We start from the raw sequence: 14,772 nt of genomic DNA on the forward strand, positions 1-14,772 counted from the left end.
GAAATCGATAACATCGTTATAGGAGAACGAAATGAATAAACGTCTATTTTTAAAAATGAGTCTGGCTACCTTGCCAGTCTTAGCCTTGTTTTCACAACCTGTGTTAGCAGAAGAAAACATTCATTTTTCTAGTTGTAAAGAAGCTTGGGCGAATGGATACGCAGATATTCACGAGGGAGAACCTGGTTATTCTGCCAAGTTAGACCGCGATCATGATGGTGTGGCTTGCGAATTGAAAAATGCTCCTAAGGGTGCTTTTAAAGCAAAACAAGCGGCTACAACTCAAACTGATACAACTTCATCCACAGCAAGTGGTTGGGTTAAGCAGGACGGTTCTTGGTACTATTTTGATGGAAATGGAAATCCAGTGAAAAATGCATGGCAGGGAAGCTATTACCTGAAAGCTGATGGTAAAATGGCACAGAGTGAATGGATTTATGACTCTTCTTATCAAGCTTGGTATTATTTGAAATCAGATGGTTCTTATGCAAAAAATGCATGGCAAGGAGCTTATTACCTTAAATCAAACGGTAAAATGGCACAAGGTGAGTGGGTTTATGACTCTTCTTATCAAGCCTGGTATTACTTGAAATCAGATGGTTCTTATGCTCGCAATGCATGGCAAGGAAACTACTATTTGAAATCAGATGGTAAAATGGCTAAAAATGAGCGAGTTGATGGAGGCCGCTACTATGTAGATGCTTCAGGTCTATGGAAACCATAAGTAAGGATAAAATCTAGAAAGTTAATGCAAACCTTTGCATAAATGAGTGAATTTTGTTATACTATATCTGTAAGCATTTTCAATTAATTCATAATAAAAAAGGAGAATATGATGAGTCAAAAGATTATTGGGATTGACCTTGGTGGAACTTCTATCAAATTTGCAATCTTAACAACAGCAGGAGAAATCCAAGAAAAATGGTCTATCAAGACTAATATTTTGGATGAGGGAAGTCATATCGTAGATGATATGATTGAGTCTATTCAGCATCGTTTGGACTTGCTTGGATTGGCAGCAGCAGACTTCCAAGGTATTGGAATGGGATCACCTGGTGTGGTTGACCGTGAAAAAGGAACTGTTATCGGTGCCTACAACCTCAACTGGAAAACCCTTCAACCGATTAAAGAAAAGATTGAAAAAGCCTTGGGCATTCCATTTTTCATCGATAATGATGCCAACGTAGCAGCTCTTGGTGAACGTTGGATGGGGGCTGGTGATAACCAACCAGACGTTGTCTTTATGACACTTGGTACAGGTGTTGGTGGCGGTATCGTCGCAGAAGGCAAATTGCTTCACGGTGTTGCTGGTGCAGCAGGTGAGCTTGGCCACATCACTGTTGACTTTGACCAACCAATCGCATGTACTTGCGGTAAGAAAGGTTGCCTTGAGACAGTTGCTTCAGCAACAGGTATTGTCAACTTGACTCGTCGTTATGCCGACGAATACGAAGGTGATGCAGCCTTGAAACGCTTGATTGATAATGGAGAAGAAGTAACTGCTAAGACTGTCTTTGATTTGGCAAAAGAAGGAGACGATCTTGCTTTGATCGTTTACCGTAATTTCTCACGTTACTTGGGAATCGCTTGTGCTAACATTGGCTCAATCCTAAACCCATCAACAATCGTTATCGGTGGCGGTGTGTCAGCTGCAGGAGAATTCCTTCTACAAGGTGTTCAAAAGGTTTACGACGAAAATACCTTCCCACAAGTACGCACAACAACTAAACTAGCTCTTGCAACTCTAGGAAATGACGCTGGAGTTATCGGAGCAGCATCACTTGTATTGCAATAAAATAGAAAAAGGAGAAAATTGCTTTCCAGAAGCGAGTGATTTTCCTCCTTTCTTTTTTTATGCTATACTAGTTAGGAAATAAATGAGGTGAGAGTAAATGACAAAATCAGATACGATTTTTAAAGAGAATATTGAACGCATTCTAAAGGAAGGTGTTTTCTCAGAGCAAGCACGTCCCAAGTACAAGGATGGGACAGTTGCCAACTCTAAGTACGTAACGGGTGCCTTTGCAGAGTATGACTTGGCCAAGGGGGAATTCCCCATTACAACCTTGCGTCCCATTGCAATCAAATCAGCTATCAAAGAAGTTCTCTGGATCTACCAAGACCAGTCTAATAGCCTAGAAGTTCTCAATGACAAGTACAATGTTCACTACTGGAATGACTGGGAAGTGGGAAATACGGGAACCATTGGTGAGCGCTATGGTGCTGTTGTTAAGAAACACGACATTATCAATAAGCTTCTCAAGCAGTTGGAAGTCAACCCTTGGAACCGTCGCAATATCATTTCGCTCTGGGATTACCAAGCTTTCGAAGAAACAGAAGGACTACTCCCATGCGCCTTTCAGACCATGTTTGATGTCCGCCGTGTAGATGGAGAAATCTATCTGGATGCGACCTTGACCCAGCGTTCGAATGACATGTTGGTGGCCCACCACATCAATGCTATGCAGTACGTGGCTCTTCAAATGATGATTGCCAAGCATTTCGGCTGGAAGGTTGGGAAGTTCTTCTACTTCATCAACAATCTCCATATCTATGACAATCAATTTGAACAAGCTCAGGAATTGCTCCGTCGTGAGCCATCAAACTGCCAACCACGTTTGGTCTTGAATGTGCCAGATAAGACCAATTTTTTTGATATTAAAGCAGAGGACTTTGAGTTGGTGGATTATGACCCTGTCAAGCCACAGTTGAAGTTTGACCTAGCTATTTAAAAGAATAGAAAAAAGAAGTTGAGAAAATAAATCCCAACTTCTTTTGTTTCTTAACGTGATACGCGGCGACGAGCTGCTTTTTTACGGTTTTCTTCGATGAAAGCTGCTTTTTGCTCTTCTGGTTCGATCACTTTCTTTTTAAATGCGTATACTGCACCTGCGACTGCAGCGACAGTTCCTGCGACACCTGTTACAAGACCTTTAGCGAATCCTTTAGCCATGAGTCTTCCTCCTTTATCTTCTTAATCAGCCAGCCCCCTCAAGAGGTCACATTTTTCTGACTGACCTTTTTGTGTTATAATAATAGTAACGAAAAAATGGGAATTTTTCAAGGAAAAAAGATGAAAACAAAAATAATTGTGATTGTTGGACCGACTGCAGTTGGAAAAACAGCCCTTGCCATCGAAGTTGCAAAGCGTTTTAATGGCGAAGTGGTTAGTGGAGATAGCCAGCAAGTCTATCGAGGTCTGGATATAGGGACGGCTAAGGCTAGTCCAGAAGAGCAGGCAGCTGTTCCTCATCATTTAATCGATGTTAGAGAGGTAACCGAGTCTTACTCGGCTTTTGATTTTGTTTCAGAAGCTAAGAAGGCTATTGAGGATATTCAAAGCCGTGGCAAGCTAGCTATTATTGCTGGTGGGACTGGGCTTTATATCCAGAGCTTGCTTGAAGGCTACCACCTAGGTGGTGAGACTCCTCATGAGGAGATTTTAGCTTATCGAGCTAGTTTGGAGCCATATTCAGATGAGGAATTAGCCCATTTGGTGGAGCAAGCAGACCTTGAGATTTCCCAGTTTAATCGTCGTCGTGCGATGCGTGCCTTGGAAATTGCCCATTTTGGTCAGGATTTGGAAAATAAAGAGAGTCTATATGAACCGCTGATTATCTGCTTGGACGATGAGCGCAGTCAGCTTTATGAGCGTATCAATCACCGAGTGGACCTGATGTTTGAAGCTGGACTTCTAGACGAAGCTAAGTGGTTGTTTGACCATTATCCAGATGTGCAGGCTGCTAAAGGGATTGGTTACAAGGAACTCTTTCCTTACTTCCGTGGAGAGCAGACCTTGGAGGATGCTAGTGAGAGTCTCAAACAGGCGACTCGTCGTTTTGCCAAACGTCAGTTGACCTGGTTCCGTAATCGCATGCAGGTGACCTTTTATCAGATTGGAGAAACTGGTGTAAAAGATCGCATTTTAAGCCAGATAGAGGAGTTTTTAGATGATTGAAACGGAGAAAAAAGAGGAACGGGTCCTGCTCATTGGTGTAGAATTGCAGGGCATGGACAATTTTGATCTCTCTATGGAAGAATTGGCCAGTTTAGCGAAAACAGCAGGGGCAGTCGTTGTAGATAGCTACAGACAAAAACGTGAAAAATATGATTCCAAGACCTTCGTCGGCTCTGGTAAGTTAGAAGAAATTGCGCTTATGGTGGATGCAGAAGAAATTACCACTGTCATCGTCAACAACCGTTTAACTCCACGGCAAAATGTCAATTTAGAAGAAGTTCTCGGTGTCAAGGTCATTGACCGTATGCAGTTGATTTTGGATATCTTTGCCATGCGAGCTCGAAGCCATGAAGGGAAGCTCCAAGTTCACCTAGCTCAGCTCAAATATCTCTTGCCTCGCTTGGTTGGTCAGGGAATTATGCTCAGTCGTCAGGCAGGGGGAATTGGTTCCCGTGGACCTGGTGAAAGCCAGCTGGAGCTGAACCGTCGTAGTGTTCGCAATCAAATTACGGATATCGAGCGCCAGCTCAAGGTGGTTGAGAAAAATCGGGCGACTGTCAGAGAAAAACGTTTGGAGTCAAGCACCTTTAAGATTGGTTTGATTGGTTACACCAATGCTGGGAAATCAACCATCATGAACACTTTGACCAGTAAGACACAGTATGAAGCAGACGAGCTCTTTGCGACTTTGGACGCGACAACTAAGAGTATCCATCTGGGAGGCAATCTCCAAGTAACTTTGACAGATACAGTTGGCTTTATTCAAGATTTGCCGACAGAGTTGGTGTCCAGTTTCAAGTCAACCTTGGAAGAAAGCAAGCATGTGGACCTTCTGGTTCATGTTATCGATACCAGCAATCCTTACCATGAGGAGCATGAAAAAACAGTCCTGTCCATCATGAAAGACCTGGACCTGGAAGATATTCCTCGCTTGACCCTTTATAATAAAGCGGATTTGGTGGAGGATTTTACGCCGACCCAAACGCCTTATGCCCTCATTTCTGCCAAGTCTGAGGATAGTCGTGAGAACTTGCAGACACTATTTTTAGAGAAAATCAAGGATATTTTTGAATCTTTTACTCTGCGCGTGCCTTTTTCTAAGTCCTACAAGATTCACGATTTAGAAAGTGTTGCGATTCTTGAAGAACGTGATTATCAGGAAGACGGCGAAGTGATTACAGGCTACATTTCTGAGAAAAACAAATGGAGGTTAGAAGAATTTTATGACTGATATTAAAACGTTGGCTCTAAAGTATGGAGGTTATACAAGCCTAGATAAGGTTTACTTAGATCAACTTCTAGCTGGTAAGACAAATCAAGAGCAGTTGGCACTGATCACTCCTCCGCCCAGCGTGGTCAATGCTTACTTTGCAGAACTATATCAAAAAAAGAGTCCTCAAGCTGCGACGGATTATTTTGCAGAACTCAGCCAGGAGTTGAATCTTTACAATGCTGAACCAAGTTTCACCTTTGAAAATAAGCCCTTTATTCGTCTGAATCTGTCTGGCAAGTCTTTTGGTTTTTGCTATGAGAGTAAGGGTCTGGGTCGGATTTTTTCTGAAAATGAGGAAGTAATCTCGGATGACTTGCTTTTTGAAATTGCGCAAATTTTCCCCCATCAACTGGTCTTTGAAGAGTCTGGCAAGATTTACATGAAGGCTGTTGGAGATGAAGAAGTTGTTAGCATGGAGAGTCTAACAGCTTTGACAGATTTAGAAAGCTTGGCTGATGGTCGCAAGCGTCTCAAAGGCTATAGCCAAGAGGAGTTATTACAAGAAGCCACGGTTTTTTCTGGCAAACGCTATTTCCGATCGGAAAACCGCACAGCCATGTTATATATTGATTAATTAGAAAGTATCGAATGGATATTCAATTTTTAGGAACGGGGGCAGGTCAGCCCTCTAAAGCCCGCAACGTTTCAAGTCTCGCCCTGAAACTCTTGGATGAGATTAACGAAGTCTGGCTCTTTGACTGTGGAGAAGGTACGCAAAATCGCATTCTGGAAACCACAATTCGACCACGTAAGGTCAGCAAAATCTTTATCACTCACTTGCACGGAGACCACATTTTTGGCTTACCAGGTTTCCTTTCTAGCCGTGCCTTTCAGGCCAATGAAGAGCAGACAGATTTGGAAATCTATGGACCGCAAGGTATCAAGTCATTTGTCTTAACCAGTCTTCGTGTGTCGGGTTCTCGCCTGCCTTATCGTATTTATTTTCATGAGTTTGACCAAGATTCTTTAGGAAAAATCCTTGAAACCGATAAATTCACGGTGTATGCAGAGGAGCTGGACCACACTATTTTCTGTGTTGGCTATCGTGTCATGCAAAAGGACCTTGAAGGAACGCTGGATGCTGAGAAACTCAAGACAGCTGGTGTCCCATTTGGCCCGCTTTTTGGTAAAATCAAAAACGGTCAGGATGTTGTTCTCGAAGACGGTACTGAAATCAAGGCAGCAGACTATATCTCAGCTCCACGTCCAGGTAAAATTATCACTATTCTGGGTGACACCCGCAAAACCAATGCCAGTGTGCGTCTGGCTGTCAATGCCGATGTCCTTGTCCATGAATCGACTTATGGCAAGGGTGATGAAAAAATTGCTCGTAACCATGGCCACTCTACTAACATGCAAGCTGCACAAGTAGCGGTAGAAGCAGGAGCCAAACGCCTCTTGCTCAACCATATCAGCGCCCGTTTCCTTTCGAAAGATATCAGCAAGCTCAAAAAAGATGCTGCTAGTGTCTTTGAAAATGTCCATGTCGTCAAAGACTTGGAAGAGGTGGAAATCTAAAAGATTGGGAAAGGAACAGTATGCCTACTATTCTCATTACAGGAGCTAGTGGTGGTCTAGCTCAAGAAATGGTCAAACTCTTGCAAAATGACCAACTCATCTTGCTTGGTAGAAATAAGGAAAAATTAGCCCAACTCTACGGAAACCATCCCCATGCAGAATGGATTGAAATCGATATTACCGATGATTCAGCCTTAGAAACTCTGGTAGCAGATCTCTATTTCCGCTATGGCAAGATTGATGTCTTGATAAACAATGCTGGTTACGGGATCTTTGAGGAATTTGACCAGATTTCCGATAAAGATATTCATCAGATGTTCGAGGTCAATACCTTTGCCCTAATGAATCTGTCTCGTCGCCTTGCGGCTCGAATGAAGGAAAGTCGAAAAGGCCATATCATCAATATTGTTAGCATGGCAGGTTTGATCTCTACTGGTAAGTCTAGTCTCTACTCTGCTACCAAGTTTGCGGCCATTGGTTTTTCAAATGCTCTGCGTCTCGAACTCATGCCTCATGGTGTTTACGTAACGACGGTCAATCCAGGACCAATCCGTACAGGATTTTTTGACCAGGCCGACCCAGATGGAACCTATCTTAAATCGGTTGACCGCTTCCTGCTAGAGCCAGATGAAGTGGCTAAAAAGATTGTCAAGATTATAGGGAAAAACAAACGAGAACTCAATCTCCCAGTCTTGTTGAACTTGGCCCACAAATTTTATACCCTCTTTCCCAAGCTAGCTGATAAGTTGGCAGGGGAGACTTTTAATTATAAGTAAAAAGAACCAATGTGCAGGTTGTTGCTAGCCTACATATTGGTTCTTATCATTTCTCAACTATCAAACTGGACTTCTTCTAGTAAATAGTCGATAAAGCGTTCGCCCATCTTAGATAGGCTGGTTTTTTCATGCTGGATATAGACTAGCTCAATGGAGTCGTCAATATCCAGTGGGATAGAAACGATATTGTCTCCGTTGAGGTTGCTGTTCAAAATCCCTGTCGCAATGGTATAACCATCTAAACCAATCAAGAGATTAAAGAGGGTGGCACGGTCACTGACCACGATAGATTTTTTGTGGTATTCCTGCGAGAGAATCTCTTCTGAAAAGTAGAAGGAGTTGTGAGTTCCTTGGTCATAGCTGAGGTAAGGAAAGTTCTCCAAGTCTTCTAGTTTGACCTTATCTTTCTTTGCCAGAGGATTGGTCTTGCTGACAAAGATATGCGGTTGGGCGGTAAAGAGATGATGAGCCAGCAGGTGGTTATCATCCAGCATTTTGGTTAAAACATCACGGTTGTAGCTGTTCAAAAATAGGACACCGACCTCACTACGGAAGTTCTTGACGTCGTCGATAATCTCCCAAGTCCGAGTTTCACGAAGGAAGAGCTCGTATTTCTCCATATCACTTTTCTTGAGCAGAGAGACAAAGGCATTGACCACAAAGGCATAGTGCTGGGATGAAACGCTAAAAAGTTCACGGTGGGCGACAGGATTTTTATAGCGTTCCTCCAGAAGCTGAGTCTGCTCGACAACCTGACGGGCATAAGAGAGGAACTCCATCCCATCACGGGTCAAGGTGATACCCTTGGGATTGCGGATAAAGATTTCAATGCCCATTTCATTTTCCAAATCTCTCACTGCATTGGAAAGACTTGGCTGAGTGATAAAGAGTTGCTTGGCTGCCTCATTCATGGAGCCAGTTTCGACGATTTTGATAATATAGTGTAATTGTTGAATTCTCATGTTTTTATTGTACCACACTTGCGTCAGAATCGCCAAAGAAGATAGGAAAATCAGGGCCATTGTGTGAGTCTCTTCTTGAAAAAAACACAAAATTTTGCTAGAATGAGTCTTATGAAAACATTCTATGATGTGCAGCAATTCCTCAAACGATTTGGTATTATTGTTTACATGGGAAAACGCTTATATGATATTGAACTGATGAAGCTGGAACTCTCTCGGATTTACGATGCAGGGTTGATGGACAAATTAGACTATCTAGAAGCAGAAGCAGTTCTTCGCAGAGAGCACAAGGTGGAATTGGATTATATTGAGAAAAATGGAGAAAAGAACTAATGGTTACTTGGATTTTGTGGGCACTTATACTAGCAATGTTGGCGTGGATGGGCTTTAACTATTTTCGTATTCGCCGTGCGGCTAAAATCGTAGACAATGAGGAGTTTGAAGCCTTGATTCGTACAGGTCAATTGATTGATTTGCGTGATCCAGCAGAATTCCACAGAAAGCATATCCTTGGTGCACGCAATATTCCTTCAAGTCAGTTGAAGACTAGTCTTGCAGCCCTTCGTAAGGATAAACCTGTCCTTCTTTATGAAAACCAACGTGCGCAACGTGTCACAAATGCAGCCCTTTACTTGAAAAAACAAGGTTTTTCTGAGATTTATATCCTTTCTTATGGTTTGGATTCTTGGAAAGGGAAAGTCAAAGTTGAGAAATAAGAAAATGAGCTTGGATGTTTCCGAGCTCATTTTTTAACCACTTTTTCTGAGAAATTCACGAATGCTTGTCAGCTCTTCTGAGTTGAGGGGGCGATAGTCTCCCTCTTGAAGATTGTCATCCAAACTCCAAGGGCCAAATTGGGTGCGTTTGAGGGAGGTCACCTTGACACCAACCGAGAGGAACATTTTCTTGACTTGATGAAATTTTCCTTCTGAAATGGTGATAGAGCCTTGACTGAGGGAAGGACTTGCAGATAGAATCTCTAGTCTTGCAGGTTTACAGACAGTACCATCTAAAAAGACAATTCCTTTTTGAAAGGCTTGGATATGGTCAGGTGTCAGAAATCCATTAACCTCAACTTGATAAGTCTTATCGACATGATATTGGGGATGAAGGAGTTGAAAGCCCAAAGGTCCGTTATCGGTCAAGAGGAGGAGGCCTGTCGTATCTCGGTCCAGTCGGCCTATGGCATAAAGCTTGTCAGACTGGATGGCAGGTGGAAGGAGATCCATGACGGTTGGAAGTTCCTTGTCTTTGTTGGCTGTAACGACACCAGTAGGCTTATGAAGCATAAGGTAGGTGTGCTCGTAACCGTGAATGATACGGTCCTGAAAAAGGAGCTCTTGTAGTACTGTATCGATATTCTGAGCTAGGGAGCGGGCTGGGAAACCATCGACTAGAATTTCTCCTTTGAGTAAGGCTTGTTTCATGGCCTTTCGGCTTATTTTTTCTTGGGCTAATAAATTATCTAAACGCATACTGTGCCTATCTTATCATAAGTCGCTTGCTTTGAAAAGGCTTGACGTGAAAAGAAAAGCGGAGTGAAAACATTTACACTTGCTTGAGTTATGTTATTTACTTGAAAATATGGTATAATCGTTCAGTTAGAAAATAAATTTTGAATATTATAGAGGAAATCATGACAAAATTAAGAGAAGATATCCGTAACATTGCGATTATCGCCCACGTTGACCACGGTAAAACAACCCTCGTTGACGAATTATTGAAACAATCAGAAACGCTTGATGCACGTACTGAATTGGCTGAGCGTGCTATGGACTCAAATGATATCGAAAAAGAGCGTGGAATTACCATCCTTGCTAAAAATACAGCCGTTGCCTACAACGGAACTCGTATCAACATCATGGATACACCAGGACACGCGGACTTCGGTGGAGAAGTTGAGCGTATCATGAAAATGGTTGACGGTGTTGTCTTGGTCGTAGATGCCTACGAAGGAACAATGCCACAAACTCGTTTCGTATTGAAAAAAGCTTTAGAACAAGACCTTGTCCCAATCGTGGTTGTTAACAAAATCGACAAACCATCAGCTCGTCCAGCAGAAGTAGTGGACGAAGTCTTGGAACTTTTCATCGAGCTTGGTGCAGATGATGACCAGCTTGACTTCCCAGTGGTGTATGCTTCAGCGATCAACGGAACTTCTTCATTGTCAGATGATCCAGCTGACCAAGAAGCTACTATGGCACCAATCTTTGACACGATTATCGACCATATCCCAGCTCCAGTAGATAACTCAGATGAGCCTTTGCAGTTCCAAGTGTCACTTTTGGACTACAACGACTTCGTTGGACGTATCGGTATCGGTCGTGTCTTCCGTGGTACTGTTAAGGTTGGGGACCAAGTTACCCTTTCTAAACTTGATGGCACAACTAAAAACTTCCGTGTTACAAAACTCTTTGGTTTCTTTGGTTTGGAACGTCGTGAAATCCAAGAAGCCAAAGCAGGTGATTTGATTGCCGTTTCAGGTATGGAAGATATCTTTGTCGGTGAAACCATTACTCCGACAGACGCAGTTGAAGCTCTTCCAATCCTACACATCGATGAGCCAACTCTTCAAATGACTTTCTTGGTTAACAACTCACCATTTGCTGGTAAAGAAGGTAAATGGGTGACTTCTCGTAAGGTGGAAGAACGTTTGCAGGCAGAATTGCAAACAGACGTTTCCCTTCGTGTTGACCCAACTGATTCACCAGATAAATGGACTGTTTCAGGACGTGGAGAATTGCACTTGTCAATCCTTATCGAGACAATGCGTCGTGAGGGATATGAACTTCAAGTATCTCGTCCAGAGGTTATCGTAAAAGAAATCGACGGTGTTAAATGCGAACCATTTGAACGTGTACAAATCGACACTCCAGAAGAATACCAAGGGTCTGTTATCCAAAGCCTTTCTGAACGTAAGGGTGAAATGTTGGATATGATTTCAACTGGTAATGGTCAAACTCGTTTGGTCTTCCTTGTTCCAGCGCGTGGTTTGATTGGATACTCAACTGAGTTCTTGTCAATGACTCGTGGTTACGGTATCATGAACCATACCTTCGACCAATACTTGCCATTGATTCCAGGTGAAATTGGTGGTCGTCACCGTGGTGCCCTTGTTTCTATCGATGCTGGTAAGGCTACAACTTACTCAATCATGTCTATCGAAGAACGTGGTACAATCTTTGTCAACCCAGGTACTGAGGTCTATGAAGGAATGATCATCGGTGAAAACTCTCGTGAAAATGACTTGACAGTTAACATCACTAAGGCAAAACAAATGACTAACGTTCGTTCAGCTACTAAGGACCAAACAGCTGTTATCAAGACACCTCGTATCTTGACACTTGAAGAGTCTCTTGAGTTCTTGAACGACGACGAGTACATGGAAGTAACGCCTGAATCTATCCGTTTGCGTAAACAAATCCTTAACAAAGCAGAGCGTGAGAAAGCTAACAAGAAGAAAAAATCAGCTGAATAAGAGCTAGAAAGAGATAAAGATGGTTTATTTAATCATAGGACTCCTCTTATTACTACTCTATGTATTTGCGACACCAGAAAGCATTAAAGGGACAGTTAATATCGTCCTTGTCGTCTTTGCTTTCGTAGCACTCTTGATTTTGCTCATGTTGTCTATCCTGCAAATTTTTCAGCTACCGACAGAATTCTTTATCGCAATCGCCATGCTCTTCCTAGCATACTTTAGCTTGCGAGATATTACCCTCATGTCGGTTAGTAAAAGTAAAAGAAGATAAAAAGAGAGTTTCGGCTCTCTTTTTGCTTGTTAGAATGCTGAATCTGAGCATTTTCATTTAGAATTATTTCCATAAAAATGGTAAAATAGTAAGAGTAGAAATGGAGTTCGAGACATGAAAGTAATAGATCAATTTAAAAATAAGAAAGTCCTTGTTTTAGGTTTGGCCAAGTCTGGTGAATCTGCAGCTCGTTTGTTGGATAAGCTGGGTGCCATTGTGACAGTAAATGACGGGAAACCATTCGAGGACAATCCAGCTGCCCAAAGTTTGTTGGAAGAAGGGATCAAGGTCATCACAGGCGGTCATCCTTTGGAACTCTTGGATGAAGAGTTCGCCCTTATGGTGAAAAATCCAGGTATCCCATACAGTAATCCCATGATTGAAAAGGCTTTGGCCAAGGGAATTCCAGTCTTGACCGAGGTGGAATTGGCTTATTTGATTTCTGAAGCACCAATTATCGGTATCACAGGTTCGAACGGTAAAACAACCACAACGACTATGATTGGGGAAGTTTTGACTGCTGCTGGGCAACATGGTCTTTTATCAGGAAATATCGGCTATCCAGCTAGTCAAGTGGCACAAACTGCGTCAGACAAGGACACGCTTGTTATGGAACTTTCTTCTTTCCAATTGATGGGCGTTCAAGAATTCCATCCTGAGATTGCGGTTATTACCAACGTCATGCCAACTCATATCGATTATCATGGTTCTTTTGAGGAATATGTAGCAGCCAAGTGGAATATCCAGAACAAGATGACAGCGGCTGATTTCCTTGTCTTGAACTTTAACCAAGACTTGGCAAAAGAATTGGCAAGAAAAACACAAGCTACAGTTGTACCATTTTCAACACAGGAAAAGGTTGATGGAGCTTATCTGGAAGATGGTCAGCTCTACTTCCGTGGGGAAGTTGTCATGGCAGCGAATGAAATCGGAGTTCCAGGTAGTCACAATGTGGAAAATGCCCTTGCGACTATTGCTGTAGCCAAACTTCGTGGTGTGGATAACCAAACCATCAAAGAAACTCTTTCAACCTTTGGTGGTGTCAAACACCGTCTCCAATTTGTGGATGAAATCAAGCGTGTCAAATTCTATAATGATAGCAAGTCAACCAATATCTTGGCTACTCAAAAAGCCTTATCAGGATTTGACAACAGCAAGGTGATCTTGATTGCAGGTGGTTTGGACCGTGGCAATGAGTTTGACGAATTGGTGCCAGACATTACTGGACTCAAGAAGATGGTCATCCTCGGTCAGTCTGCAGAACGTGTCAAACAGGCAGCAGATAAGGCTGGTGTGTCTTATGTGGATGCGACTGATATTGCAGATGCGACCCGCAAGGCCTATGAACTTGCGACTCAAGGAGACGTGGTTCTTCTCAGTCCTGCCAATGCTAGCTGGGATATGTATGCTAACTTTGAAGTACGTGGCGACCTCTTTATCGACACAGTAGCGGAGTTAAAGGAATAATATGAAAAAAATTGTCTTTACAGGTGGGGGGACGGTTGGACATGTTACCCTCAACCTTTTGTTAATGCCCAAGTTCATCGAAGATGGCTGGGAAGTCCACTATATCGGAGATAAACGTGGTATCGAACATCAAGAAATCCTCAAGTCGGGTCTAGATGTCACCTTCCATTCCATTGCGACTGGAAAATTGCGTCGCTATTTCTCTTGGCAAAATATGCTGGACGTCTTCAAAGTTGGCTGGGGAATTGTCCAATCTCTCTTTATCATGTTGCGACTTCGTCCACAGGCCCTTTTTTCAAAGGGAGGCTTTGTCTCTGTGCCGCCTGTTATCGCAGCGCGTGTGTCAGGAGTGCCAGTCTTTATTCACGAATCTGACCTATCTATGGGCTTGGCCAATAAAATCGCCTATAAATTTGCGACGAAGATGTATTCAACCTTTGAACAAGCTTCAAGTTTGTCTAAGGTCGAGCATGTGGGAGCAGTGACCAAGGTTTCAGACCAAAAAGGTCCAGAACCCGATGAATTGGTAGATATTCAAACCCACTTTAATCCTAAATTGCCAACTGTATTGTTTGTCGGTGGTTCTGCAGGTGCTCGTGTCTTTAACCAATTGGTGACAGACCATAAGAAAGAACTGACAGAGCGCTACAATATTATCAACCTAACTGGAGATTCTAGCCTGAACGAGTTGAGCCAAAATCTTTTTCGTGTTGACTACGTGACCGGTCTCTATCAACCCTTGATGGAATTGGCTGATATTGTTGTGACACGAGGTGGTGCCAATACGATTTTTGAGCTTTTGGCCATGGCAAAATTACATGTCATTGTGCCACTTGGTCGTGAAGCAAGTCGTGGTGACCAGATTGAGAACGCAGCTTACTTTGTAAAAAAAGGCTATGCAGAAGAGCTTCAAGAAAGCGATTTGACCTTGGATAGTTTGGAAGAGAAGCTTTCTCACTTACTAAGTCACAAGGAAGACTACCAGGCTAAGATGAAGGCTTCTAAGGAATTGAAATCTCTAGCAGATTTTTATCAATTGTTGAAAAAAGATTTATCATAAGGAAAG

Annotated in this window: 16 protein-coding genes and 1 pseudogene; 14 read left to right on the forward strand and 3 right to left on the reverse strand. The window is 42.7% G+C overall.

Annotation, left to right across the window (positions count from 1 at the left end; all coding sequences use genetic code 11):
* Window positions 1-31 precede the first annotated feature (31 nt).
* The 3 genes and pseudogenes from QM843_RS06630 to QM843_RS06640 form a co-directional block, all read left to right on the forward strand.
* Window positions 32-718, forward strand: a pseudogene (locus QM843_RS06630) (excalibur calcium-binding domain-containing protein); the annotation flags it as partial.
* A gap of 117 nt (window positions 719-835) precedes the next feature.
* Window positions 836-1,795, forward strand: a complete 960-nt coding sequence (locus tag QM843_RS06635; protein WP_020902451.1) for an ROK family glucokinase — start codon at window positions 836-838, stop codon at window positions 1,793-1,795.
* Window positions 1,796-1,892: 97 nt separating this feature from the next.
* On the forward strand, window positions 1,893-2,732 hold the full coding sequence (locus tag QM843_RS06640; RefSeq protein ID WP_033686601.1) for a thymidylate synthase: 840 nt from the start codon (window positions 1,893-1,895) through the stop codon (window positions 2,730-2,732).
* A gap of 50 nt (window positions 2,733-2,782) precedes the next feature.
* Here the strand turns inward: QM843_RS06640 and QM843_RS06645 are convergent, their stop codons facing one another.
* Window positions 2,783-2,953: a DUF3042 family protein gene (locus tag QM843_RS06645; protein WP_001051780.1), complete on the reverse strand. Its 171-nt coding sequence runs from the start codon at window positions 2,951-2,953 to the stop codon at window positions 2,783-2,785.
* 120 nt (window positions 2,954-3,073) lie between these two features.
* On the opposite strand from QM843_RS06645, the gene miaA reads away from it, so the two are divergent.
* Genes miaA through QM843_RS06670 form a run of 5 tightly spaced genes read left to right on the forward strand, consistent with a single transcriptional unit; the run spans window position 3,074 to window position 7,525 of the window.
* Window positions 3,074-3,958: a tRNA (adenosine(37)-N6)-dimethylallyltransferase MiaA gene (gene miaA, locus QM843_RS06650; protein WP_020902452.1), complete on the forward strand. Its 885-nt coding sequence runs from the start codon at window positions 3,074-3,076 to the stop codon at window positions 3,956-3,958.
* The gene (gene hflX / locus QM843_RS06655) at window positions 3,951-5,189 is read left to right on the forward strand and encodes a GTPase HflX (RefSeq protein ID WP_414304627.1); all 1,239 of its coding nucleotides are present in this window, start codon (window positions 3,951-3,953) and stop codon (window positions 5,187-5,189) included. Before miaA ends, hflX begins: the two co-directional genes overlap by 8 nt.
* Window positions 5,182-5,805, forward strand: coding sequence for a cystathionine beta-lyase (locus QM843_RS06660; protein WP_414304628.1), 624 nt, complete (start codon window positions 5,182-5,184; stop codon window positions 5,803-5,805). The genes hflX and QM843_RS06660 overlap by 8 nt, the downstream gene beginning before the upstream one ends.
* 14 nt (window positions 5,806-5,819) lie before the next feature.
* Window positions 5,820-6,749 (forward strand): ribonuclease Z, encoded by a 930-nt coding sequence (gene rnz / locus QM843_RS06665; protein WP_414304629.1) that lies wholly within the window; start codon window positions 5,820-5,822, stop codon window positions 6,747-6,749.
* Window positions 6,750-6,769: 20 nt separating this feature from the next.
* Window positions 6,770-7,525 carry an SDR family NAD(P)-dependent oxidoreductase gene (locus QM843_RS06670; protein ID WP_414304630.1) on the forward strand — a complete coding sequence of 252 codons (756 nt, stop codon included), beginning with the start codon at window positions 6,770-6,772 and terminating at the stop codon, window positions 7,523-7,525.
* Between the two features lie 53 nt (window positions 7,526-7,578).
* On the opposite strand, the gene QM843_RS06675 is transcribed toward QM843_RS06670, so the two are convergent.
* A complete protein-coding gene (locus QM843_RS06675; RefSeq protein WP_414304631.1) occupies window positions 7,579-8,487 on the reverse strand; it encodes a LysR family transcriptional regulator in 909 nt (302 codons plus the stop codon).
* A 63-nt stretch (window positions 8,488-8,550) separates the two neighbouring features.
* On the opposite strand from QM843_RS06675, the gene QM843_RS06680 reads away from it, so the two are divergent.
* Both QM843_RS06680 and QM843_RS06685 read left to right on the forward strand, forming a co-directional pair.
* Window positions 8,551-8,820 carry a YqgQ family protein gene (locus QM843_RS06680; protein WP_000051787.1) on the forward strand — a complete coding sequence of 90 codons (270 nt, stop codon included), beginning with the start codon at window positions 8,551-8,553 and terminating at the stop codon, window positions 8,818-8,820.
* Window positions 8,820-9,203, forward strand: a complete 384-nt coding sequence (locus QM843_RS06685) for a rhodanese-like domain-containing protein (RefSeq protein ID WP_050253190.1) — start codon at window positions 8,820-8,822, stop codon at window positions 9,201-9,203. Before QM843_RS06680 ends, QM843_RS06685 begins: the two co-directional genes overlap by 1 nt.
* Before the next feature lie 33 nt (window positions 9,204-9,236).
* Here QM843_RS06685 and QM843_RS06690 read toward each other — a convergent pair whose 3' ends face one another.
* A complete protein-coding gene (locus QM843_RS06690; RefSeq protein ID WP_414304632.1) occupies window positions 9,237-9,962 on the reverse strand; it encodes a 16S rRNA pseudouridine(516) synthase in 726 nt (241 codons plus the stop codon).
* Between the two features lie 161 nt (window positions 9,963-10,123).
* On the opposite strand from QM843_RS06690, the gene typA reads away from it, so the two are divergent.
* From typA to QM843_RS06710, 4 genes are all read left to right on the forward strand, one after another.
* Window positions 10,124-11,965, forward strand: a complete 1,842-nt coding sequence (gene typA / locus QM843_RS06695) for a translational GTPase TypA (protein ID WP_000164111.1) — start codon at window positions 10,124-10,126, stop codon at window positions 11,963-11,965.
* Between the two features lie 19 nt (window positions 11,966-11,984).
* Window positions 11,985-12,239 carry a DUF3165 family protein gene (locus QM843_RS06700; RefSeq protein ID WP_049550682.1) on the forward strand — a complete coding sequence of 85 codons (255 nt, stop codon included), beginning with the start codon at window positions 11,985-11,987 and terminating at the stop codon, window positions 12,237-12,239.
* A 114-nt stretch (window positions 12,240-12,353) separates the two neighbouring features.
* Entirely contained in the window at window positions 12,354-13,706 is a 1,353-nt protein-coding gene (murD, locus tag QM843_RS06705; protein WP_414304633.1) for a UDP-N-acetylmuramoyl-L-alanine--D-glutamate ligase, read from the forward strand.
* Window position 13,707: 1 nt separating this feature from the next.
* On the forward strand, window positions 13,708-14,766 hold the full coding sequence (locus QM843_RS06710; RefSeq protein WP_414304634.1) for a UDP-N-acetylglucosamine--N-acetylmuramyl-(pentapeptide) pyrophosphoryl-undecaprenol N-acetylglucosamine transferase: 1,059 nt from the start codon (window positions 13,708-13,710) through the stop codon (window positions 14,764-14,766).
* Window positions 14,767-14,772: the final 6 nt, after the last annotated feature.

Source organism: Streptococcus mitis (assembly GCF_047463435.1).
In the GTDB taxonomy this organism is placed as follows: Bacteria; Bacillota; Bacilli; order Lactobacillales; family Streptococcaceae; genus Streptococcus; species Streptococcus mitis_DS.